The organism is Clostridium sp. Marseille-Q5894, from assembly GCF_946902305.1.
In the GTDB taxonomy this organism is placed as follows: Bacteria; Bacillota_I; Bacilli_A; order Erysipelotrichales; family Coprobacillaceae; genus Thomasclavelia.
The window spans coordinates 173,155-194,687 of the sequence record NZ_CAMPPT010000003.1; the positions used below are offsets into that span (position 1 = coordinate 173,155).

General features: G+C 30.7%; 22 protein-coding genes. 4 read left to right on the forward strand and 18 right to left on the reverse strand.

Annotation, left to right across the window (positions count from 1 at the left end; genetic code table 11):
* Positions 1-54: 54 nt before the first annotated feature.
* From noc to OC535_RS06520, 16 genes are all read right to left on the reverse strand, one after another.
* A complete protein-coding gene (gene noc / locus OC535_RS06445; protein WP_498823434.1) occupies positions 55-825 on the reverse strand; it encodes a nucleoid occlusion protein in 771 nt (256 codons plus the stop codon).
* Positions 826-833: 8 nt separating this feature from the next.
* Entirely contained in the window at positions 834-1,535 is a 702-nt protein-coding gene (gene rsmG / locus OC535_RS06450) for a 16S rRNA (guanine(527)-N(7))-methyltransferase RsmG (RefSeq protein ID WP_024721370.1), read from the reverse strand.
* Positions 1,536-1,538: 3 nt separating this feature from the next.
* Positions 1,539-3,401, reverse strand: a complete 1,863-nt coding sequence (gene mnmG, locus OC535_RS06455) for a tRNA uridine-5-carboxymethylaminomethyl(34) synthesis enzyme MnmG (protein WP_227052020.1) — start codon at positions 3,399-3,401, stop codon at positions 1,539-1,541.
* Positions 3,402-3,585: 184 nt separating this feature from the next.
* Entirely contained in the window at positions 3,586-4,047 is a 462-nt protein-coding gene (locus OC535_RS06460; protein WP_498823435.1) for a hypothetical protein, read from the reverse strand.
* A 234-nt stretch (positions 4,048-4,281) separates the two neighbouring features.
* On the reverse strand, positions 4,282-4,794 hold the full coding sequence (gene tnpA, locus OC535_RS06465) for an IS200/IS605 family transposase (RefSeq protein ID WP_024722880.1): 513 nt from the start codon (positions 4,792-4,794) through the stop codon (positions 4,282-4,284).
* A gap of 263 nt (positions 4,795-5,057) precedes the next feature.
* Entirely contained in the window at positions 5,058-5,987 is a 930-nt protein-coding gene (locus tag OC535_RS06470) for a G5 domain-containing protein (RefSeq protein WP_498823436.1), read from the reverse strand.
* Between the two features lie 11 nt (positions 5,988-5,998).
* Positions 5,999-6,757 carry a TatD family hydrolase gene (locus OC535_RS06475; protein WP_024722831.1) on the reverse strand — a complete coding sequence of 253 codons (759 nt, stop codon included), beginning with the start codon at positions 6,755-6,757 and terminating at the stop codon, positions 5,999-6,001.
* Between the two features lie 296 nt (positions 6,758-7,053).
* Positions 7,054-7,737, reverse strand: a complete 684-nt coding sequence (locus OC535_RS06480) for an N-acetylmannosamine-6-phosphate 2-epimerase (protein ID WP_227052030.1) — start codon at positions 7,735-7,737, stop codon at positions 7,054-7,056.
* A 290-nt stretch (positions 7,738-8,027) separates the two neighbouring features.
* Positions 8,028-8,477 carry a hypothetical protein gene (locus OC535_RS06485; RefSeq protein ID WP_227052031.1) on the reverse strand — a complete coding sequence of 150 codons (450 nt, stop codon included), beginning with the start codon at positions 8,475-8,477 and terminating at the stop codon, positions 8,028-8,030.
* A gap of 131 nt (positions 8,478-8,608) precedes the next feature.
* Entirely contained in the window at positions 8,609-9,370 is a 762-nt protein-coding gene (locus tag OC535_RS06490) for an ABC transporter ATP-binding protein (RefSeq protein WP_498823437.1), read from the reverse strand.
* Positions 9,360-10,343, reverse strand: coding sequence for a FecCD family ABC transporter permease (locus tag OC535_RS06495; RefSeq protein WP_024721375.1), 984 nt, complete (start codon positions 10,341-10,343; stop codon positions 9,360-9,362). Before OC535_RS06495 ends, OC535_RS06490 begins: the two co-directional genes overlap by 11 nt.
* Positions 10,330-11,220, reverse strand: coding sequence for a heme ABC transporter substrate-binding protein IsdE (isdE, locus tag OC535_RS06500; RefSeq protein ID WP_027088558.1), 891 nt, complete (start codon positions 11,218-11,220; stop codon positions 10,330-10,332). Before isdE ends, OC535_RS06495 begins: the two co-directional genes overlap by 14 nt.
* Positions 11,198-12,106 (reverse strand): heme-binding Shp domain-containing protein, encoded by a 909-nt coding sequence (locus OC535_RS06505; protein WP_227052033.1) that lies wholly within the window; start codon positions 12,104-12,106, stop codon positions 11,198-11,200. The genes isdE and OC535_RS06505 overlap by 23 nt, the downstream gene beginning before the upstream one ends.
* Positions 12,097-13,692 carry an NEAT domain-containing protein gene (locus OC535_RS06510; RefSeq protein WP_024721378.1) on the reverse strand — a complete coding sequence of 532 codons (1,596 nt, stop codon included), beginning with the start codon at positions 13,690-13,692 and terminating at the stop codon, positions 12,097-12,099. The genes OC535_RS06505 and OC535_RS06510 overlap by 10 nt, the downstream gene beginning before the upstream one ends.
* Before the next feature lie 220 nt (positions 13,693-13,912).
* On the reverse strand, positions 13,913-14,725 hold the full coding sequence (locus OC535_RS06515; RefSeq protein WP_498823438.1) for a hypothetical protein: 813 nt from the start codon (positions 14,723-14,725) through the stop codon (positions 13,913-13,915).
* Positions 14,726-14,859: 134 nt separating this feature from the next.
* The gene (locus OC535_RS06520; protein WP_498823439.1) at positions 14,860-17,010 is read right to left on the reverse strand and encodes a hypothetical protein; all 2,151 of its coding nucleotides are present in this window, start codon (positions 17,008-17,010) and stop codon (positions 14,860-14,862) included.
* A gap of 19 nt (positions 17,011-17,029) precedes the next feature.
* Here OC535_RS06520 and OC535_RS06525 point away from each other — a divergent pair, with 19 nt between their 5' ends.
* The gene (locus OC535_RS06525) at positions 17,030-17,185 is read left to right on the forward strand and encodes a hypothetical protein (RefSeq protein ID WP_498823440.1); all 156 of its coding nucleotides are present in this window, start codon (positions 17,030-17,032) and stop codon (positions 17,183-17,185) included.
* A 110-nt stretch (positions 17,186-17,295) separates the two neighbouring features.
* On the opposite strand, the gene OC535_RS06530 is transcribed toward OC535_RS06525, so the two are convergent.
* Entirely contained in the window at positions 17,296-18,135 is an 840-nt protein-coding gene (locus tag OC535_RS06530; RefSeq protein ID WP_498823441.1) for a hypothetical protein, read from the reverse strand.
* A gap of 222 nt (positions 18,136-18,357) precedes the next feature.
* Between OC535_RS06530 and OC535_RS06535 the strand changes: the two genes are divergently transcribed.
* The 3 genes from OC535_RS06535 to OC535_RS06545 all read left to right on the forward strand — a co-directional run bounded on the left by OC535_RS06535 (position 18,358) and on the right by OC535_RS06545 (position 20,297).
* Positions 18,358-18,504, forward strand: coding sequence for a hypothetical protein (locus OC535_RS06535; RefSeq protein WP_498823442.1), 147 nt, complete (start codon positions 18,358-18,360; stop codon positions 18,502-18,504).
* Positions 18,505-18,641: 137 nt separating this feature from the next.
* A complete protein-coding gene (locus tag OC535_RS06540) occupies positions 18,642-19,388 on the forward strand; it encodes a helix-turn-helix transcriptional regulator (RefSeq protein ID WP_498823443.1) in 747 nt (248 codons plus the stop codon).
* Positions 19,389-19,538: 150 nt separating this feature from the next.
* The gene (locus tag OC535_RS06545; RefSeq protein ID WP_024721382.1) at positions 19,539-20,297 is read left to right on the forward strand and encodes an AIM24 family protein; all 759 of its coding nucleotides are present in this window, start codon (positions 19,539-19,541) and stop codon (positions 20,295-20,297) included.
* A gap of 277 nt (positions 20,298-20,574) precedes the next feature.
* Here the strand turns inward: OC535_RS06545 and OC535_RS06550 are convergent, their stop codons facing one another.
* A complete protein-coding gene (locus tag OC535_RS06550) occupies positions 20,575-21,531 on the reverse strand; it encodes a ribose-phosphate pyrophosphokinase (protein WP_024721383.1) in 957 nt (318 codons plus the stop codon).
* Positions 21,532-21,533: the final 2 nt, after the last annotated feature.

Below are 21,533 nucleotides of genomic sequence, written 5' to 3' on the forward strand. Positions count from 1 at the left end.
CCACTTTAAAATAAGGACTATAATTAGTCCTTAATATCTTTTCAATTTATATGTTTATTTCTTTACCCGTAATGTTATGATATATTCATCGTCATCTTCTTCAGTTTCACTGATGACTTCGATTCCTGATTTTTGAATCAACTCAGTTGCTTGGTTAATAGTATTAATTGCTATTTTAAAGTTTTGTGAGACTGCCTTAAGAGGTCCTTTTTTTGTTTTGGTTTTATTTTTTGGTGGTTTATTAACTAATAACTCAGTTTGTTTAACATTTAATGATTTCTTTATTACTTCTTGTAATACGCTATGCTGTTTTTCTTCATCTAAAGAAAGCATTGCTCGGGCATGACGTTCAGTAATTTGTTTTGTCTTTAGTGCTTCTTTGACATCATCTGATAACTTTAATAGTCTTAATTTATTAGCAATCGTTGATTGTTTTTTCCCTACTTTGTTTGCCAGTTCTGTTTGATTCATATTGTATGTATCAATCAAAGTTTTATAAGCTTTTGCTTCTTCAATTGGCGAAAGATTTTCACGTTGGATATTTTCAATTATTGCGTATGTATCGACTTGTTTATCATCTATATCTTTAATGATGCAGGGTACGGTTTTTAAGCCAGCTAATTTACATGCTCGAAAACGTCGTTCACCAGCTATTATTTGATAATTTCGATTATATTTACGGACAATAATAGGTTGAATCAAACCATTTTCCTTAATTGAAGTAGCTAATTCTTCGATTTTTTCATCATCAAATACTTTACGAGGTTGGTTTTCATTTGCCTCTATTTTATTTATATCAATTTGTTTATATACCTTCTCTAACATATTCTCTCCTATAATGGTTGTTTTTTTATTTTAGCGAACATCCGAGGAAATTTATTAGGTGTTGTTTTTACTTTCTTTATAATTATATTACTACGATGATCATTATTAGTTAATGTAAAATCGACAATTTCTTCTACACTGCCACCTAAAATATCAATTCCTCTTTTCGCTTCTTGTAACTCTTCATCTGCCTTAAGTCCTTTTAACGCTAAAAAATATCCTCCTACTTTGACTAGCGGTAAACATAATTCATCTAAAATATTCAATCTTGCTACTGCTCTAGCCATTACGATATCACATTTTTCCCGATTATCTTTGGCATAATCTTCAGCTCTAACACTGATTGCTTTACAATCAGTTAATGCTAATTCTTTAAATAAATGATTTAAAAATGTAATTCTTTTTGTCAATGAATCAACGATCGTGATTTTCAAATCAGGATAAATGATTTTTAAAGGAATACTTGGAAATCCAGCTCCAGCCCCAACATCAACAATACTTTGATTATTAAATTTAAAATCAAAAGCAATTGTTACTGAATCATAAAAATGTTTTAAATAAACACCCTCTTCATCAGTTATTGCTGTTAAATTCATTTTTTCGTTCCAATCTACTAATATCTTATAATATGACTCAAATTGTTTGATCTGTTTATTATTTAGAACAATTCCTTTATTTTCCAATAATTTTATAAAATCCTCTTTAGACATATCCTATTCCTCATTATATTTTTGTTTTAAATATATCAATAAAACTGAAATATCAGCAGGATTTATTCCCGAAATTCTTGATGCCTGCCCAATCGTTAAAGGACGAATCATACTTAATTTTTGTTTAGCCTCTAATGCTAGATTACTTACATCTTCATAATTAATATCATCAGGAATTCTCTTTTCTTCCATTTTCTTTTGTTTAGCTGCTTGACGCATAGCCTTATCAATATATCCTTTATATTTAATTAAAATCGTAACTCTTTTTGTTTGCTCTTCACTTAATTTTGGTCCTTCAACAAACGGTAAAATTTTCTGATAATCAAGTTCAGGACGTTTAATCAGCTCTTTAGCACTGATTCCTTCTGTCAATCTTGTTGAACCTAACTGTTCTAAAACTTCATTGATCGGATGTTTTGGTGTAAACCGAATCGTATCAAGGCGATCGATTTCATCAAAAATACCTTTCATTTTATCTAAATATTCTTGATATACTTCATTACTAACTAAACCTACATCGTGCCCATACTTCATCAAACGCTGATCAGCATTATCATGCCGGATCAATAGACGATATTCAGCACGACTTGTTAACATTCGATATGGTTCCTCAGTTCCTTTAGTAACCAGATCATCGATCATTACCCCAATATAAGCTTCATCCCGTTTTAAAATTAAAGGCTCCTTATGTTGATTCTTTAATGTTGCATTAATTCCAGCAATCAATCCTTGTCCTGCCGCTTCTTCATAACCACTTGTACCATTAATTTGACCAGCAGTATATAAATTCTTAATTATTTTTGTTTCCAGTGATGGCCATAATTGTAAAGGATCAATTGCATCATATTCTATTGCATATGCATATTTTAAAATTTTACAGTTTTCTAACCCTGGTATAGTTCTAATCATCTCTTCTTGAACATCATGAGGCAATGAAGTTGAAAATCCTTGAACATAAATTGTATTCATTTCTTTAGATTCTGGTTCTAAAAATATTTGATGTTGTGGTTTATCTGAAAATTTAACGACTTTATCTTCAATCGAAGGACAATAACGTGGTCCTACACCACTGACATAGCCGCCATACATACTTGAGCGATGTAGATTTTCATTTATTATCTGATGTGTTTTTTCATTAGTATATGTTAAATAACATGGTAACTGCTCTTCAATAGGAACAAAATCTTTGGTTTGATAACTAAAAGCCAATTTTGCATCAGTTCCTGGTTGTAAACTCGTTTTTGAATAATCAACGCTATTGATTTCTACTCGTGGTGGTGTTCCTGTTTTTAAACGCTGAATTCGAAAACCTAATTCTTTTAATCGGGTTGATAAAAATTTAGATTCTTTTTGCTGATCAGGACCACTAGCATGTTTTTGATCACCACATAATATTTCAGCTCTTAAATATGTTCCTGTTGTAAGAATAACTATTTTACCAGCAATTTTTGAACCATCCGCTAAAATAACACCTTTTACATAATCATTTTCAACAATTAAATCTTCAACCATAGCTTCTAAAATATCTAAATTTTTCTGTTGTTTTAATACCTCTTGCATATATCGAGGATAAGCCTGCTTATCTGCCTGAGCTCTTAGTGACTGTACCCCCGGTCCTTTTGCAGTATTTAACATTTTCATTTGTAAATATGTTTTATCAGCACTTTTACCCATTTGACCACCTAAGGCATCTATTTCACGAACAATTATGCCCTTGGCTGGCCCGCCGATCGAAGTATTACAAGGAAGGCTTCCCACATTATTAAAATTAGATGTCACTAATAATGTTTTTTGATTCATTCTAGCTGGTGCTAATGCTGCCTCAATTCCAGCATGTCCGCCTCCTACCACTATAATATCATACATTTATATTCCCTCCTTAATCGTTATCTATTGTACTACAAATTTTGTCTTTTTTAAACAATTATCAACTTAGATTAGTAAATCATAAAATTATCTAATAAATATTATTCCCCTTCATAAAAATATTTAAATCAATTTCTTTTCACAAAAAAAAGAAGAAATTCAATTGATTTCTTCTCATTATTAATTACTCTTCTTCAATTACCTCATCTACATTATCAACTACTTCTTCTAATTGATCATCTTTTTCTTCTACTGGTTCATCATCACTTTCTTCTGTTAACTTATCATTGCTTCCTTCTTCTATTAACTTATCCTCATTTTCTTTTATCAATTGATCGTTATCTTCAATTATTTCATTTTCAATAATTTCTTCTTTTATTTGCTTAGGATTTAATAGATTTATTACTTTTCCAAAGAATAAAAAAGAAAATGCATAAAATAAATAACTAACTGAGTTGCCAATAAAATATGAAATAATATCTGTCAGATCTTCACTCCAAGAAACACTTCCCTGTAAAACAAAAGAATTAATATAATCATATGAATTCTTCATAGTAAACAATGCATATACCAATAAAAGAATAGCCAGCAAATAACATATTAAAGTAAATACCGGTTTATAAAACCAATTTTTTATTTTTTTCATTTAATCAATATCCTTTCTTTAATAACTATTATCATAATTAAAAATTATCGAATAATCATGTGATAAATTATGAATACTATGGTTATACATTTAAAATAAATAAAAACCACGCCTAAAAGACGTGGTTTTCTCTGAGGCTATAAGCCTTTGTTACTTGCTCGCGTCTCAAGGCGCTGCTTTCACTTCGCTCAAGCTATTGCTTTTGACTCTCGCTATCCCTCAAAGGGATTATTTTCATTTTTTTACTTTTTTCTTCTTAACTTCTTGTTTTTTCTTTTCTTCCTCTATTTCCTTATCCTCGAATGGATTTTGGTATTCCTTCACACTCAATTTGTCCATCGCAATATCATGTCGTTCCTGTTCCCTTATATACTTTGCGACTGTTGCATCATTCAATCCTACTGTACTCACATAATATCCTTCTGCCCAGAAATGTCTATTCCCATATTTATATTTTAAATTCGCATGTCTATCGAAAATCATTAATGCTGATTTTCCTTTCAAATATCCCATGAACTTTGATACACTTTCCTTTGGTGGAATCATTACTAACATATGTACATGATCAGACATTAAGTGCCCTTCGATTATTTCCACTCCTTTATATCTGCATAGCGTCCTTAAAATTTCACCTATATCTTTTCTTAGTTGATTATAAATCACTTTTCGTCTATACTTGGGTGTGAAGACGATGTGATATTTACACATCCACTTTGTATGTGCCAATGAATTTGCTTTTTGAGCCATACTTCTATCACCTTTCCTTTCATATATGATAGCTTGAACAACTTTAATATATATCGGAAAGGTGAATATTTGTATAACTTTTTTATCGCTCCACCCGCATAGCAGGTGGTTTTTTATTTCGCATACTTCGTATGCTCAACTGACTTAAGTCTATATATTCATACAAGTATGAATATTAAAACAAAAGCAGCGTTATTACAACTCTGCCTTTATTAAAAACTTATATTTATTTAAATATATACAATCAATTATATATAAGATCTTTACTTCCAAAAGTTCTTTCCACTACCAACTGAAATAATTTTAAATTGCGTATCATTTGAGGTTCCGCCCGTAAAATACTTACCAGCTTCTGTTCCATTAAAGATATCGATTTTATTACCTTTAATAGCACCACCACGATCGACAACTATTCCATATGCAGTTGACTCAATACTTAAATTATGATTAGAAATTTCAATAATAGTTCCAAAAGGAATCGAAGGATCAGCTGCCAAACAATAATACGAACGCCCATTATAAGTTAGTTTTGGGCTATTAGAACCTTGTACTCCAGTAATCGGACTTAATTTGATTCCTGTTGACGAAGTTCCATTTCCACCTGCACAGTCACCACCATATGTTGTTAATCTACCTGTAAAATATGCTCCAGGCTGAACTGTACCTGTTTCAATTATTGTATCTATTGCAGGTACTATAACTGTGCTCTCAATTAATTCTCTGCTAACTTCTTTACCATTTTGATAAGTTACACAATACGTATTCTTTACTTGTCCTTCTTGCCCTTGTTGTGTAACTTTAGTAGTAAACAATTCTAATCCGTTTGTATTTACAGTATTTGATTTAATCGAATCTATTTCATCTACATTTGCTTCATTAATTCTTGTAATTTGAACTAAATCACCATTATTTAATACATAACTCATATCATAATTTAATGAATCTTGGGGATTCAAAGTAATTTTTAAATCTTCAAGGACTGTTGACAATGCAGCTTGTCTAACTAGATAATCCTTTTGTGCTTCATCACCATCTTGAACTTTTACATCAATAGTTTCAACATAGTTATCAATTTGGTTTGTTGCTCCAGCATTTAAAGTTGTTGCAACAATTCCAATATAGGCAATCATCACTACCAAGATCCCTTTCATTCTAGGATCTGTTTTAATAATAGCCTCTTTAATTTTTTTCATTAATTTTCCTCCTATTTAATACCAAAAATTTTTTTGGCATTAAACGTTGTCATACTTGCAACGTTTTCTATCTCCATGTTCTTTAGCTTAGCTATTTCCTGGGCAATATACACAACATTTGCAGGCTCATTTAACTTACCCCTAAATGGATGAGGTGTTAAATAAGGACAGTCAGTTTCAATTAATAAATTCTCTATGCTAATATTCGCTGCCACATCTTTTGGAACTCTGGCATTCTTAAATGTCACTGGACCCGCTAGAGAGATATAAAATCCAAGTTCTATAAATCTTTCCGCCATTTCTACAGAACCACTATAACAATGCATTATTCCATGATGTCCATTTCGTTTTAACACTTCGTAAGTATCTTCATAAGCATCTCGACAATGAATAATCACCGGCTTATGATGCTTTTTAGCTAGATCCATTTGCCACTGAAAAACTTTCATCTGTTGTTCTTTAGTAACAGTATCCCAATAATAATCCAGACCAATTTCACCAAGTGCTACTACGCAAGGTTCTTCTAAGTACTTATCGATTATGTCTATTTGTTTTTTTGTTGTGTTTGAGCAATCGTTTGGCCCAATGCCAACTGCTGCATATATAAATTCATACTGTTTAGCTAATTCGATTGCAATTTGAGACGACTTTAAATCGTAGCCTACAACAACCATATTATCAACGTTGTTATCTAAGGCGTTTTGAATAAACATATCGTGATTTTCATATAAATCGTCACTGTTTAAATGACAATGAGTATCAAAGTACATAAATTTCACCTCCGCTGTATATTAACAAAATCAAATACATTTGTCAAATATCTAAAAGCATTTTTAACTTTGGATGATAAAATAATATGTAAATATCGATATTTTTTTATTAATGTATTCTTTTTAATACATTTTTTTACATACAAATTTAGACAAAAGATAAATTTATTAAAATAAAGATAGAACTTTTGTAAAGAAAAGAAGAAAATCATTAAAATGATTTCACATACAAATCTTTGACAAAATAATTATTTTTATACTAATTTAAATAAATAAAAAGGAGCAAACACTCCTTTCTATAATTTCTTCTCAATTTCATCAACAAAAGATTTCGTAATGACCTGTGGTCTTGTTATTATTGATCCAACCACCACACTATAACATCCTAACTCTAGAGCACGTCTAGCTTTTAAAGGCGTATTTAAGTTTCCTTCACCAATAACTGGATGTTTAACTTCTTTAATAATTTCTCTCATAATTTCAAAATCATTTGCTTCGATTTTATCCCCTTTACTTTGAGGTGTATAACCAACTAAAGTTGTTCCTATAAAATCAAAACCAATTTTATCAGCATGAATAGCCTCTGCTATCGTAGAGCAATCAGCCATAAACATTTGCTGAGGATATTTATTTTTTACTTTCTCAAAAAATTCATCGATCGATTCATTATTCAAACGCTTAGAAAAAGTAGCGTCCATAGCAATGATATCTACTCCTTCTTTTACTAGATCATCGACTTCTTTCATCGTTGGCGTAATATAAACTGAAGTTCCTGGATAATCTTTTTTTATAATCCCTATAATTGGTAAATCTACTACTTTTTTAATTTCATGAATATCACTAATACTATTAGCTCTAATTCCTTTAGCACCACCCATTTTAGCAGCTAATGCCATTCTTGACATAATAAACGATGAATGTAACGGTTCATTTTCTAAAGCTTGGCAAGAAACTATTAAACTATCTTTGATTTCTTTCATATTTCCTCCTAATTTCTATTATTACCTTAATAATTATAATCTATAAACAATATCTCTACTACCATAAAGTTCTTAAATTTTTTCTTTACTATAAACCCTTTTATCTTTATTAGTATTATTGAAAAAATATTTTATATCATCCAGGTCAATAGCTTTTTGTTATTATCCTTAAGAATTGTTCATCACTGCTAGTCATGTCATGCTTATATTTAATTATAATAATATTTTTGATATTCTTATTATTTCCATCTTCTATATAAAATCTCTAATTACTTAAACTAATAATATATTTAAACTCTATGATATCCCTTATATAAAAGTCCGGCAAAGACGGCACAAAGTGTTGCCCCAACAAACATTATAATCAAATAAATTATCTCTCCAGCACTTACAATCAACATACTATAACTAATAGCCAATATTGAAATTAGCATACCTATTATACCACCTAAAGTTAATGCTCCAAAGCCTCTTAGAAGTCTTTTTTGAGGCAAGATCCTATCCAATCGGCAAATACGTTCAGTTACTAATTCGACAATTCCTACTAACATAAGTATAGCAGGAATAACAGATATAAGCACGATTTTTGTTATTATTTCATCCTGCATGAAATTCGGCTTTTTCACAAAGCAAAGAGTTAAACCAATAAAATAACTGATCCATCCGATATTCCCAGGAATGTCATAAACAATCCATTTAATGTTAGTAATCGTTGTTTCATATAAATTATTATCGATCATAAAAACTTCCCTCATTTCTTTATATTTTATTATATCATGGTAAATACTAAATCATTTATTAAGTTTTATCTTTTCTTTATATAGAAAAAGGCACTTATTTATAGCGCCTATCCTATAAAAATATCATGTAGTTATTGGTAATTTAGAACGATTTTTTGTCCGTTATGATCAATAACTGTCAAATCATAGTCATATAATGATTTTAATGATTCTGATGTGATCGTCTTATTGGGATCTCCCTGAAATATTATTTTACCGTTTTTCATAGCAACGATTTCATCGCTATAATTAATGGCTTGATTAATATCATGATGAACCATAATTATTGTCATTTGATATTTAGTATTAATTTCTTTTATTAAATTTAGAATTTCAATCTGATACTTAACATCTAAATATGTAGTTGGTTCATCTAGTAATAATATTGGTGTTTTTTGTGCTAAAGCCATCGCAATCCAAACGCGCTGCTGTTGACCTCCAGAAAGTTTAGCGAGAAGGCGATTTTCGTATTTTTTTAGATTTGTTGTTTCTAAAGCCCAATCTATCATTTGATAATCTTTTTCATTTAAACTTTGATGATAATTTAGATATGGCAGGCGGCCATAACCAACAATTGTTTTGACATCTAAATCTCCATAAATTTGATTCTTTTGATGGACAACAGCTACTTTTTTAGCAAAATCTTTTATTTTATAATCCCATATATTTTTATTATCTAATAATATTGTTCCACTTTTTACTTTGTAAATCCGACTCAACAACATTAATAACGTTGATTTACCACTACCATTAGGACCAATAATTGAAGTGATTTTATTTTTAGGAAAACTAATCGATAAGTCTTCGATAAACGCATTGTTTTGATAACTAAATTTAATATTTTTAACTTCCATCAATATCAATACTCCGTTTCAATAAAATAATAAATAACGGTCCCCCAACTATTGCCATAATTATTGCTGATGAAATTTCATACGGTGCCATAATTACCCTTCCTAATGTATCTGCTACAAGTAAAATAATTGCACCCATTAATAAACAAACAGGAATTAAATGCTTATGTTCATTTCCTACCAATAAACGTGAAATATGAGGAACTAATAAACCAATAAAACCAATTACCCCAACTATTGCAACACTAATACTGCATAATAATACCGCAATTAGTGATAATCCAAAACGATATAGATCAACATTGATTCCTAATGACATTAAGGTTCTATCTTCGAGACCTAACAAATTACAAGCCTTTGCCATAAATAAAGTTATTACAATTACCGGTACTAAATATATCAATAATACGCGAACATCATTCCATGTGTAAAGCGAAATAGTTCCCATGGCACCACTTGTTATAGAAGCCGTTGAACTTTGTGCTAAAGTAACTAATGCACTAATTGTATAATTGATAGCAACACCAATCAAAATAATTCGTGTTGTCTTAAATCCAGCTTTCCATGATAAACTGTATATTATCGCAAATGTTATAAGTCCCCCAAAGAATGATAATAGTGGAATTACAGCATATAACTGTGGCAAAAATATACCAGCTAGAATGCTTACTAAACTTGCGCCATTAGAAATGCCAATTATCCCAGGATCTGCAAGGGGATTTTTTAAAACCACCTGAAACAACAAACCTGATAAAGCTAATGCACCACCAACTAGCATTGCAATAATGATTCGCGGAAAACGAATGCTATAAATACTAGCAACATTTTCATTATATTCAACAAATAGACCTTTAAATAATTCTAGAAATGATACTTGAATACTGCCAACATTTATGGCAACAAAAAAACATAAAAACAAAATAACGATCAAGATAATCATAAATAATTTAGGATGTTTTTTAATTAGTTCCATACAAAATTCCTTCTAACATTTCTAAACCTTTTTGGTAATTAAAATTTGCACTCATCCCAAAATAATTATTATCTAAATCATAAACTTTATTATTTTGAACAGCACTAAATTTACTCCAAATATCATTTTCTTGAAACTCTTTTTTAAAACTTTCCATCACCTGCTCAGGCATTGCATGACTAGTTCTTAAAATAATATCTGGGTTTTGTTGCAGCATATCTTCAGCATTGACATTAATAAAATCTTGTCCATCACCATCGCCATAAATATTTGTAGCTCCGGCTAATCTAACTAAATCACCGACATAACTAGATTCCGTTGCAACAACATAACTTCCTCCTGGAAGTCCCATTAAAATCAATACTCGAGGACTTACATTATTTGAATATTTTTCTCTAAATGAAACCATGTAATCAACAAATTCATTTACTATTTTTTCAGCATTTTTTTCTTTATCTAAAAGCTTCCCTAATTCTTCAATACTTTTAAACATTCCTGATAAGTTTTTTAGATTTAAAAAAGAAGAACTAATACCAATTTTTTCATATTTAGCTGCTAAATCACCTTCCAAAGAATTAGGACTTAAAATCAAGTCTGGTTTTAATGTTGATAAAATCTCAACATCTGGTGTCATCGCTGTTCCTAACTCAGTTGCATTCTGATACTTTTCAGGTACACTATATGCTTCAGTAGTTGGAATTCCAACTACCTGACTAGCAGGAACCTCTAATTTTTCAAGAATTTCCGTAACAGCTACTGATGTCGCGGCAATCGTTAATTCTTCACTTTTACTACTTGAACCACTTTGATCAACACAACCTGTCAACACAGCTGCAATTATAGCTATCAGAAGACTACTTTTTAATTTTTTTAACATAATAAAAACCTCCTCCAGCTATAATTATTAAAACAATGATGATACCGCCAATAATTAAAGCTAAACTACTATTAGATTCATTACTTTCACTGCTATTTGCATTCTTTAAATTTTCTACCGTCAGCTCTTTCTTATTATCAACTTTACCATTTTCATCAATTATATAATTAGAAAGACCAGAAACGTTTTCTAATAAAGTTTCCTTCGTTACTGTTCCTACTGTTGTTACTGGAGCAGTTTCTGGTATTTCTTCTACTGGTGTATCTGTAACAGTATTATTTTGACTGCTATTTGAATCTGTATTTTTATTAGAACTTGTACCAGGATCTGTATTAGCTACACTGCCATTTTGCGTATTTGTATTAGCTGGAATCATTTGACTAGTATACACACCAGTTCCCGGAGTAGCTGAAGCTGGATTAAGTTCAATAAAAAATTGGACATCCCGCCCCATTGGATCAACATACATAATAGGACTTATATATACATTTAAAGAACTTATCTGAATCCGATAATGATTGACCGTATCACCATTAGCACTACTGCTCCCTGTTTTAGTAGCTGCAACATCACTAAATGTACCACTGCTGTTCATGATTTTAAATCTTACATTTGACACATTTGAAGCCAATCCAAGACCAATCGTTATATAATATTTTCCACCTGTTTGTTCTAATAACAAATTACTTTCAACGATACTAGAAACCATGCTATCACCTAATGCTATATTGGTTCCACCATCTTCGGTTTTACCAGTTAGAGGATTAACATAAGACGTGGAGCGTCCAATTAAGTACGCTCCATCGTCCAAGGCAAAAGCTGGTTGAGGAATAATTACCATTGTAAAAATGGTAACTAATACCAAAACTAGTTTTTTTATTTGCATAATCTTTTTCTAATTACATATCCAGCAATGGCAAGTGACGAAACTAATAATCCTCCAATTAATTCCACATTTGCATTATCACCAGTCTTTACTACTGCATCGTTACCACTTGTTTCTGGTGTTGTTGTATTATTACCTGTACTAGTTGATCCATTTGTTTCTGGTGCTTTTGGGGCATCAATTTGATCAGAAACATATTTTAATGTTGAGTAATCAACTTTCATTCTTGCAGCAATATCAGCATTCCCCATAATTTCAACATGAGGATTAACAACTACATCAAAATATTCTTCTTCACTTGGTAATTCAAATGACCACAAGATCGGATTACCAGCAGCATCTTTAGCTTCTATTTTAGCAGGATTTGATTTATAATCGCCATTAATAGACCCAATATACAATTCCTGTAAACTAGCTTTGATCGTACCTAAAGTCATTTCTTTAGTTGTAATATACATTGTAGCTACACCATTTTTTACAACTACTGTTGCTTCTTTATCTAACGCACTAGCTGCCATTGATGCTTGATCTCTATCTGCATTCCACAAAGCAACATCAACTGTGTAAGTTCCATCTTTAGCAAATTTACTTGATTCAACAGGGCTAACTAATGTTGGATTTTCTAAATCTAAAGATAATCTTGCTTCAGCTCCGCGGTTACTTCCACCATAATAGAATTTTACGTTTGTTAATTTTGTATTTCTAGCTAATGTAAATTGTAACTCACTAACATTTCCATCACTATCATGTCCTGTAATATCAGCTTCTTTATAAGTTCCATCAGCTTGTTCAACTTCCATTTTATCAATGTAAGCAGTTTGACCATATACACTAACAGCCCCCATTTGTAATGTTACTAAGATAGTACCATTTTTTGAAGTCACAACAGCACTTTTAACAGCTTGTGCAGCCATTGATTGTTCATCACTGTTAATTTTTAATACATCACTAGCAACAGTATAAGTACCATCAGCTAAAGTATATTCAGGTTCTTCTGGCTCTGGTTCTGGAGTAACATCTGTAATGTTCTCAACATCTAATGATAATGTAACTTCTGTTGGATAGCTAGAACCACTACCCATTAAATAATCCATAAAATCTACAGTAAGTGTAATGACTTGTTTAGCTTCAGAGTCTAAATTTAAAGGTAGTTTAATAACATTTGGTACTTCTGTATTTGTATCAACAGGAGCTAATGTAATATTATACCCATCATTATCTTTTCCAGGTTCAGATGATAATTCTTGCTTAGTTGAAATAACTGTTGCTCCTTCAACTGTTTTGATATTTGCATGGAATTTTGACATTCCCCAAGTACTCATATCTACGATCATATGTTGTAAAGTGATAGTGGCAACTTGATTTCCTTCATCATCCACTGTAACAACGATACTGTCACCAAAGGCTTTAGCAAAAGCATCTTGTACAGGTTGTAATGGTGCTTTACTAACTAAACTTTTCACTGGTACTTCATATGTACCTGGTTGTGATAAATCTACTTTAGCAGCATTAACATTGCTTAATGCTGCCACTTGAATTCCAAATGCCATCATTAATGCAAGTACTGCTTTAAATATTTTTTTCATCGTTTTCCTCCCTTTTATTTTTTTGTTAGAACCATCTAACTATATTTTTAAAAAAAATTAAACCTCTAGTTAGGCGGTACTAACTTACATTAATCATTTTACATATATCCACATTTTAAACAAGCACTTATTTTGTTGCTACCCCCACAACAAAGTAACTGTATTTTCTTAATTTTACCTTTAATTCAAATAGTTTATGCCATGTTTCAATAATGAAATATTATTTTAAAATTATTGTTAAAATAGCGACGCTTTCAGGCATATGAATCATTCCTACATTCGATTTAACTTTTATTTTAACACTTGTTTGTAAGATTCTTTCCTCTTTCGAATAATAAAAATATAATTTAGATATTGGAATAACAAAATTATCCATTATTACTTGCGAAGCAATATATTTTTGCTCAGTTTCATACTTTAAAGATTCAACTTTCCCTTTTAAGATCATTTTCCCCATCAACGATTCATGTTCAACTTCTTTTGGTTGTAATATAAGATTGCCATGTCCCATTTTTATTTCCAAGATGCCAGGATGTACAAAGCCATCATTAGCCATTGAAATTCCAAGTTTATCTGCTTTATAAATAGTAAAAGCAAACGGATATTCCCCGTCATCAAGATTTGCACTTAACATATCACCACTAATTTCTTTAACTTTATCAATCAATTTAAATAATTTCTCTTTACTTGAATTACTAACAAGCTTAGCACGTGATTCTGGTGATAACGTTAAGACTAAAGTTAAAGCTTCTTGATAAGCTTCTTCATCATTAAAACTAGAAGTATTTTTAAGCCAATCTCTAAGTTTATTAATATCATTAAGATAACCTCTAGCTAATTTACATCCCTGACACGATAATACCCCTTTACCTTTTTCATTGATTAAACCTTCTTGATAAAAGTTATTCAAAACGCGGCTAAACGTCGATTTAGATACACCAACTTCTTTAGCCATCCTCGTTACAGTATAATTCATGTCCTTTTGTTTATATAAAAATAATAAGTATGTCAATTTTTCCTTCGATATTTGCATATTTTCCCCTTATCTATAAGTTATAAAAAAGTTAGTTACAACTAACAATCATAACATTTTTTACTATTTTTTCAATCAAAATCTTTATTATTCTAAAATAAAGTGATAACGCTATTAAGCATTATCACTAACAATTAATTTTTCTTTATTTTAAAACTAAATACTGTCAAAGCACCTAATGCCATAATAGCCAATATCACAACTGGTAAATCATCTCCAGTTACAACACTTTCCATCTTATCTATAACATCATTTTCTTTAATACCATTATTAACATTATTATCGTTAAAATCATTTGGTTTTTCTTGATAATCATAGGTTAATAAAGAACCATCATAACCACCTAAATTCATATCTTTGTAATCTCCATCATTTGATTTTGTCTCTAATAAGATAGAAACTTGATAATTATTAAGAGCGATGATCTTATGAGCATATTCAGCTTCTGAACCTCCGATTGTTTGTAAAGAAGTTCGCTTTCCATCTAATGAATATGTAGCAACAAAAGCATCTCTACTTCCTTTGTTTAAATTTTCAAAATCAAAATCTGTTCCGCGACTGTCACCTAATAAATAATACTGCTGATTTATTTCCGTGACACTTATTCCTTCACTGTTTTCAGTACTTTTAATAACATCTTTCCATTCAACTTCGCCAGTATCATTACACTTGATAATAAATGCATTATCATATCCTGTTCCCTTGTTTTCAAAAGTTCCTGTTGTTGATTTAGTATTACCTGTCATGACAAATCCGCCATCGGCTGTCGCAAGCAAATTATTTCCATACTCATTTTTTTCACCACCATAAGTTTTAAGCCAAATCAAATTGCCATCACTACTTATTTTTGCCACAAAAAGATCAAATAAATCACCATAGTAATCAACATCAGTAAAATCACCACTACCTGATGATGTAATTCCCCCTAATAAGATATCACCATTAGCTAATACATCTAAACCAAAGCCAGCAGATTCAATATTTCTACCGCCTATTGTTCTTTGCCATTCAACATTGCCATCTTTATTATATTTCACAACTACTAAATCAAATAACCCTTTATTTAGCTCCTGCATATCACCGTCATTGGAATTAGTTTCTATTAATACTAAACAACCACCATCAGTTGTAGCTTTAATATGTTTAGCTTGATCATGGTTTGAACCACTAAACCCTTTCATCCAAATCAAATTATGATCATAGTCATATTTAGCAACAAATGTATCTGTTTGTCCATGAATTGAATCTTTTGTATTTAACTGTTCAAAATCACCGTTTGGTACTACATATGCACCATCAACATAACTTCCAGTAACTACATACCCATCATTTTGTACATCAATACTTGACGCATATGCAATCGTATCCCATTCACTGCCACCAATGGTATGACCAGCTATCTTTTTACCTGTAGCATCAAATTCATAAATAAACGCACTGGATGCTCCCTTAAGCATATTTTTAAAATCAATATCATTAGAATATGTCTGTCCAACAACTAATAAATGTCCACTAGGTGTGACTGCCATATCAGTTGTAAAATCCTCATCACTTCCACCTAAATTAGTTTTCCAAGTTACATTAAAATCAGGAACTGTAACTTCTACTGGTGCAAAATATGGTGGTGTTTCAGTTACTTCCATTTTATTTTTATCAAACGATAGTCTAATATCTCCCATTGCATCTTCAATATGAATTAAAATCGGTATATCTAAACTATCCGCTTTTACTGTCGTTGTTTTTACTTGCGTTATCTTATCATATTGATCGTTGATAGCTGGATAAAATTCATTTTGATATTGATAAGAAACAGCACCTAAGGTTGAAGCACTAACTTGACTGCCCATGATATTAGCATTAATGAAATAAACGGTAATTTGATAACTGTCATTCACCTTTTCAACATAAGCATCTTTATAAAGCATTGCTGCCATCATTGAAGGAGTATCATCATTTGCTTTCCAAGCAACTACCGGAACTAGATATTTTTCATTAATATCTCTTTCTATCATACTACCTGCAATACTTAATAAATAGCCATCATATTTACCACTTCTATTTTCAGTAAAAATATTATCAGTTGAAGATGTATTTCCACATACTAAATAATCATCGTTGACTCCTGCAATAATAGAATTAACAGTATCTTTATCATTACCACCAAAAGAGGCAATATTCATCCGTTTTCCTTCTTTTGAATAATATGCGACAAAAACATCCTGTTTACCATAACTAGTTACTCCAGTAAAATCTAAATCATTATTACTAAGTGTTCCTGTTATCATATATCCTTCACTAGTTGCAATGATATCTTCACCAGTTGCTGCTTCACTATTTTCTAATGTATCTGCCCATTCTGGATTACCATCTTCATCAATTTTTAAGATATACGAATTATTAGTTCCATTAGTTGATCCAAACGTCCCATCTATCGAATTTGTTGTACCGACTAATACATAACCATTATTTTTGATAACTTGATTATCACGATCTGTATTTCCTCTATCACTTAAAGCTGGATAAACACTATTTACAATATCATCCTTACTACCACCATAAGTCTTTACCCATTACTTATTTCCATGTTCATCAAATTTAACTACAAAGGCATCTTTTCCGCCTAAACTAATTTCAGCTAAATCTCCATCTTCAGCATTAGAAAAACCTACAGCTAAAAAACCACCATCGTTGCATGTTATTACTTTAGAAAATTCATCTTGTTTTTTTACTGCTGCACTTCCGCCAGTTCCACCAGCTGTTTTTACCCATTGAATACTTAAATTTTGGTCATATTTAACAATAACAGCATCACGATCTATTTCATTTTTACTTGTATCAGCTAAATCACCATCTACTGAATGAGTATATCCAACTGCTACATATCCACCATCATAAGTATTAACTATATCCTTTAATTCATCCGAATCACTGCCACCAAAGGTAGTGATTTTTTCAACATTGCCATCATCATCAAACTTAGCAATAACACCATCTTTACCGCCCTTGTTCAAATCGAGCATTTCCCCATCATTGGATTGACTTACACCCACAGTTACATATCCACCATGATTAGATGCCGTAACAGCATTAAAACTATCAGCTTTACTACCACCAATTTGCTTTTCCCATTGTAAATTTCCCTTACTGTCATACAGCATTAATGCTCCATCACTTTTTCTTTCATTTACTTTGTTTCCATCAAATGTCCCAGCTGCAATAATTTTATTATCAACTAAATTTTCAATATCGTTGATAATATCATACGATCCAGCAATCGTTGATGACCCACTACTTCCATAAGTAGTTACCCAATTAATTTCCTTGTCTTTTTCTAACGCTTGAAGGGGATAACTTACTAACGACGTTACCACAGATAAGCTTAAAACTAACGATAATTTATTTAATTTCATTTTTTCCTCCTCTTACACTAAGTTAGCCATATCTAACTAATTATCTTTAACTTATCACATAGTCTCATCCTTAACAAGATATATTTATGTTTCATACCTGAAACAAATTTAATAAATTCACTATATTATTCAATAAATTTATACCTAAGTGTAAAGAAATTTGTATTCGCTTTCATTAATAACGATTATATAATTCTTTTAGAAAAATTAGAGGTGAGCGTTTTGAAAACAGAAAAATTATTAATTGAAACTCAAAAATATTATATGGCAATCGTTTTTTTTGATGAAATTCTTCTACTTTTTGAAAAAGAGACCCATCATAAAATAAAAACTTTTATGTACAAGATTCTCTTCAAAAATGGCAATTAATTTACATTGAAGAAAATATATTTCTAGCATTATATCCAATATCTGTTAATGACATAAAAAGTGAATTTTATTTTAAAAAAAGTTTTAATAATTTTTTAAATATAATAAAAGAACCAAAAAAACAAATTCGTGGCTGGATGATTGGAAAAATAGATTCAAATGAGATTTTAAATACCTATCATCAATTATATCCCCTTTTTATAAAACGTTTTTTTGAAAAACCTGGTATAATAGAAATTTCGCGCAACAAAGAAAATTCCATTAACGAACAATTTCCTTTTAAATTCATTTCACTTTTTATGAAACCAAATAATAGCAAAAAGTTTGAAAAGGAATTTTATCATATGGAAATAAAAAAAGAAGCTAAAAATTATATTCAGTGTTTATCTCTTATAATCATGTATTTAAATGAGTATTTTTTTAAGCAAGAAAATAAAACGTTCTATACTGCTATATCTGATGATGAAAGAAATAAATTACAAACCCTTCAAGACATTTCAAAATTACTCATTGAAAAAAACATTCTGCTTACCCAAGATACAGAACAACTATCAAATTATTCTTACTATACATCTATTTTAATTCACTATATTCGCAAAAACTATTCAAATAGTAATTTAACATCATACCAAATGGCAGAATATTTAGGTCTTAGTATATCCCACATGCGCACAGTATTTAAAGAAGAAACAGGTAAACCAGTAAATCAATATTTATCTGAAGTAAGGCTTAAAAATGTATGTCATTTGTTATCAACATCTAATGAGACGATTGAAAAAATTGCACAAACATCTGGATATCTTGATAGTAAAAATTTGCGGAGAGCCTTTAAACAAACATATGGTATCACCCCTAGTGAATATCGCTGTATTCATAGAGCATAAACATTCTTTATATTTAAAATACAAATATGTTTCTTCGTGTAAATCAATGTTTTTACTAGTATAAAACATTGAAAAGCCCCCTTGGTTTGATATAATTTAAATGAAGTTTATAAATTATATATAATATTAAGAGAACAAGGAGTAGATAGTATGATTAAAATTAATAATTTAACAAACAATGACAATATTCGTATTGTAGATAAAAAAGAAGGAATCATGATTATTGAATATATTAAAGATTTAAGTGTAACAGAAGCTACAGCCATAAATGCTTATTATGCTTCAAAAATGAATGTTCATAAACGCCAAGTTTTAATTACTTTAAATAATGATTCATATACAATTTCACAAGGCGCAATGCAATGGATGGCTGGAAATGTTAAAGCTAGCGCTGATGTAAAAGGGGTAGGTGATTTTTTTGGAAAAGCTCTTAAAGGTGCAGTTACAAAAGAATCTGCAGTAAAACCTCGATATCAAGGAACTGGATATTTAATGCTTGAGCCAACTTTTAAATATTTATTTATTGAAGATGTAAGTAATTGGCAAGGTGGCTTAGTTTTAGATGATGGATTATTTTTAGCTTGTCAATCCCAAGTAAATCAAAAAATAAAATCTCGTTCTAACCTATCTAGTGCTGTTTTGGGAAATGAAGGTCTTTTCAACTTGATGCTTTCAGGCAATGGTTTAGCTGTTTTAGAAAGTCCTGTTCCTCGTGAAGAATTAATTGAAATTGAATTACAAGATGATGAAATTAGAATTGATGGTAACTATGCAATTGCATGGTCTGGAAATCTTGAATTTAAAGTTGAAAAATCTACTAAGAATCTTGTCGGTTCAGCTGTTTCTGGTGAAGGATTTGTAAATGTTTATCGTGGAACTGGTAAAGTACTAATGGCACCATTAGCGTAATTTAACAGGCTATAACACATAAGTTATGTGCTATAGCCCTTTTTATATTATCTAACTTTAATAAAAAAGCGGGAAATACCCACTAATAAAACATCTACTAGCTAAAGGAATTCTACCGGTTTACAGAAAATACAAACTACCTGTCAAACTAAAAACTGGCGTATACTTTAACCATATAAATGTAGTTTCAAGACTACATCTTTTCAGCTTGTACAAATTAAAAACCAGAAAGCATATCTATACGATATGACTTCTGGTTTAAAAATATATTTTATATCTATTTATCAAAATCAAACATTTGGAATACATCAGAAACTGGTAAACAGTTTTCAATATTTTCAATAGTTTTAGCAAGTAATCCCGCTACAGAAACTGTCTTTAATTTAGGGAATATTTTTTCTTCAGGCAATTTAATCGTATCTGTTACAACGACTTCATCAGCAGAAGAGTTTTGTAGTCTTTCTACAGCTGGTCCTGAAAATACTGGATGTGTACAAGCCACATAAACAGACTTAGCACCTTTTTCCTTTAACATTTCAATTCCAGCAACAATTGTTCCGCCTGTATCAATCATATCATCGACCATGATACAATTTTTACCTGATACATCTCCTAAAACTCCCATTATTTCAGCTACATTTGGTTTAGGTCTTCTTTTATCAATGATTGCTACTGGAGCATCTAAAGCAACCGCTAATTTACGAGCCCTTGTAGCCCCACCATGATCAGGAGAAACTATACAAATATCTTCCAAATTTTTTTTCTTAAAATAATTTGAAATTAATGGCAACGCCTGCATTTCATCAACAGGAATATCAAAGAACCCTTGAATTTGAGCAGCGTGTAAATCAACTGTAACAACTCTTGTAACTCCTGCCACAGTTAATAAATCAGCTACTAGTTTAGAAGTAATCGGTTGTCTTGGTTTAGCTTTACGATCTTGACGAGCATATCCAAAATAAGGAATAATTGCTGTAATTTCCCTAGCTGAAGCTCTTTTTAAAGCATCAGTTAAAACTAGTATTTCCATTAAATTTTCAGTAACTGGATTAGAAGTAGACTGAACGATAAAAACATCTTTTCCACGAACTGATTCATCAATTTCAACTAAAATTTCACCATCTGCAAAATGATGCACCTTACTTTTTCCTACTTTAGTTCCTAATTCTTCTGCAATATCATTAGCTAATTGACCACTAGCTGACAATGCAAAGACAGTTATTTTATTTTTCATTT

Coding starts and splice junctions, on each gene's coding strand:
- OC535_RS06510 (WP_024721378.1), bottom strand. CDS start 13,692: ATGAAAAAAATATTTAAAGCAGTACTTGCATTAATGATGGCATTTGGA.
- isdE (WP_027088558.1), bottom strand. CDS start 11,220: ATGTTAAAAAAATTAAAAAGTAGTCTTCTGATAGCTATAATTGCAGCT.
- OC535_RS06550 (WP_024721383.1), bottom strand. CDS start 21,531: ATGAAAAATAAAATAACTGTCTTTGCATTGTCAGCTAGTGGTCAATTA.
- OC535_RS06520 (WP_498823439.1), bottom strand. CDS start 17,010: ATGATAACAGGAACACTTAGTAATAATGATTTAGATTTTACTGGAGTA.
- OC535_RS06495 (WP_024721375.1), bottom strand. CDS start 10,343: ATGGAACTAATTAAAAAACATCCTAAATTATTTATGATTATCTTGATC.
- OC535_RS06475 (WP_024722831.1), bottom strand. CDS start 6,757: ATGTACTTTGATACTCATTGTCATTTAAACAGTGACGATTTATATGAA.
- OC535_RS06485 (WP_227052031.1), bottom strand. CDS start 8,477: ATGATCGATAATAATTTATATGAAACAACGATTACTAACATTAAATGG.
- OC535_RS06545 (WP_024721382.1), top strand. CDS start 19,539: ATGATTAAAATTAATAATTTAACAAACAATGACAATATTCGTATTGTA.
- rsmG (WP_024721370.1), bottom strand. CDS start 1,535: ATGTCTAAAGAGGATTTTATAAAATTATTGGAAAATAAAGGAATTGTT.
- mnmG (WP_227052020.1), bottom strand. CDS start 3,401: ATGTATGATATTATAGTGGTAGGAGGCGGACATGCTGGAATTGAGGCA.
- OC535_RS06470 (WP_498823436.1), bottom strand. CDS start 5,987: ATGAAAAAAATTAAAGAGGCTATTATTAAAACAGATCCTAGAATGAAA.
- OC535_RS06540 (WP_498823443.1), top strand. CDS start 18,642: ATGATTGGAAAAATAGATTCAAATGAGATTTTAAATACCTATCATCAA.
- OC535_RS06490 (WP_498823437.1), bottom strand. CDS start 9,370: ATGGAAGTTAAAAATATTAAATTTAGTTATCAAAACAATGCGTTTATC.
- OC535_RS06515 (WP_498823438.1), bottom strand. CDS start 14,725: ATGCAAATATCGAAGGAAAAATTGACATACTTATTATTTTTATATAAA.
- OC535_RS06505 (WP_227052033.1), bottom strand. CDS start 12,106: ATGCAAATAAAAAAACTAGTTTTGGTATTAGTTACCATTTTTACAATG.
- OC535_RS06480 (WP_227052030.1), bottom strand. CDS start 7,737: ATGAAAGAAATCAAAGATAGTTTAATAGTTTCTTGCCAAGCTTTAGAA.
- OC535_RS06530 (WP_498823441.1), bottom strand. CDS start 18,135: ATGAAATTAAATAAATTATCGTTAGTTTTAAGCTTATCTGTGGTAACG.
- tnpA (WP_024722880.1), bottom strand. CDS start 4,794: ATGGCTCAAAAAGCAAATTCATTGGCACATACAAAGTGGATGTGTAAA.
- OC535_RS06525 (WP_498823440.1), top strand. CDS start 17,030: ATGATATCTTCACCAGTTGCTGCTTCACTATTTTCTAATGTATCTGCC.
- OC535_RS06460 (WP_498823435.1), bottom strand. CDS start 4,047: ATGAAAAAAATAAAAAATTGGTTTTATAAACCGGTATTTACTTTAATA.
- noc (WP_498823434.1), bottom strand. CDS start 825: ATGTTAGAGAAGGTATATAAACAAATTGATATAAATAAAATAGAGGCA.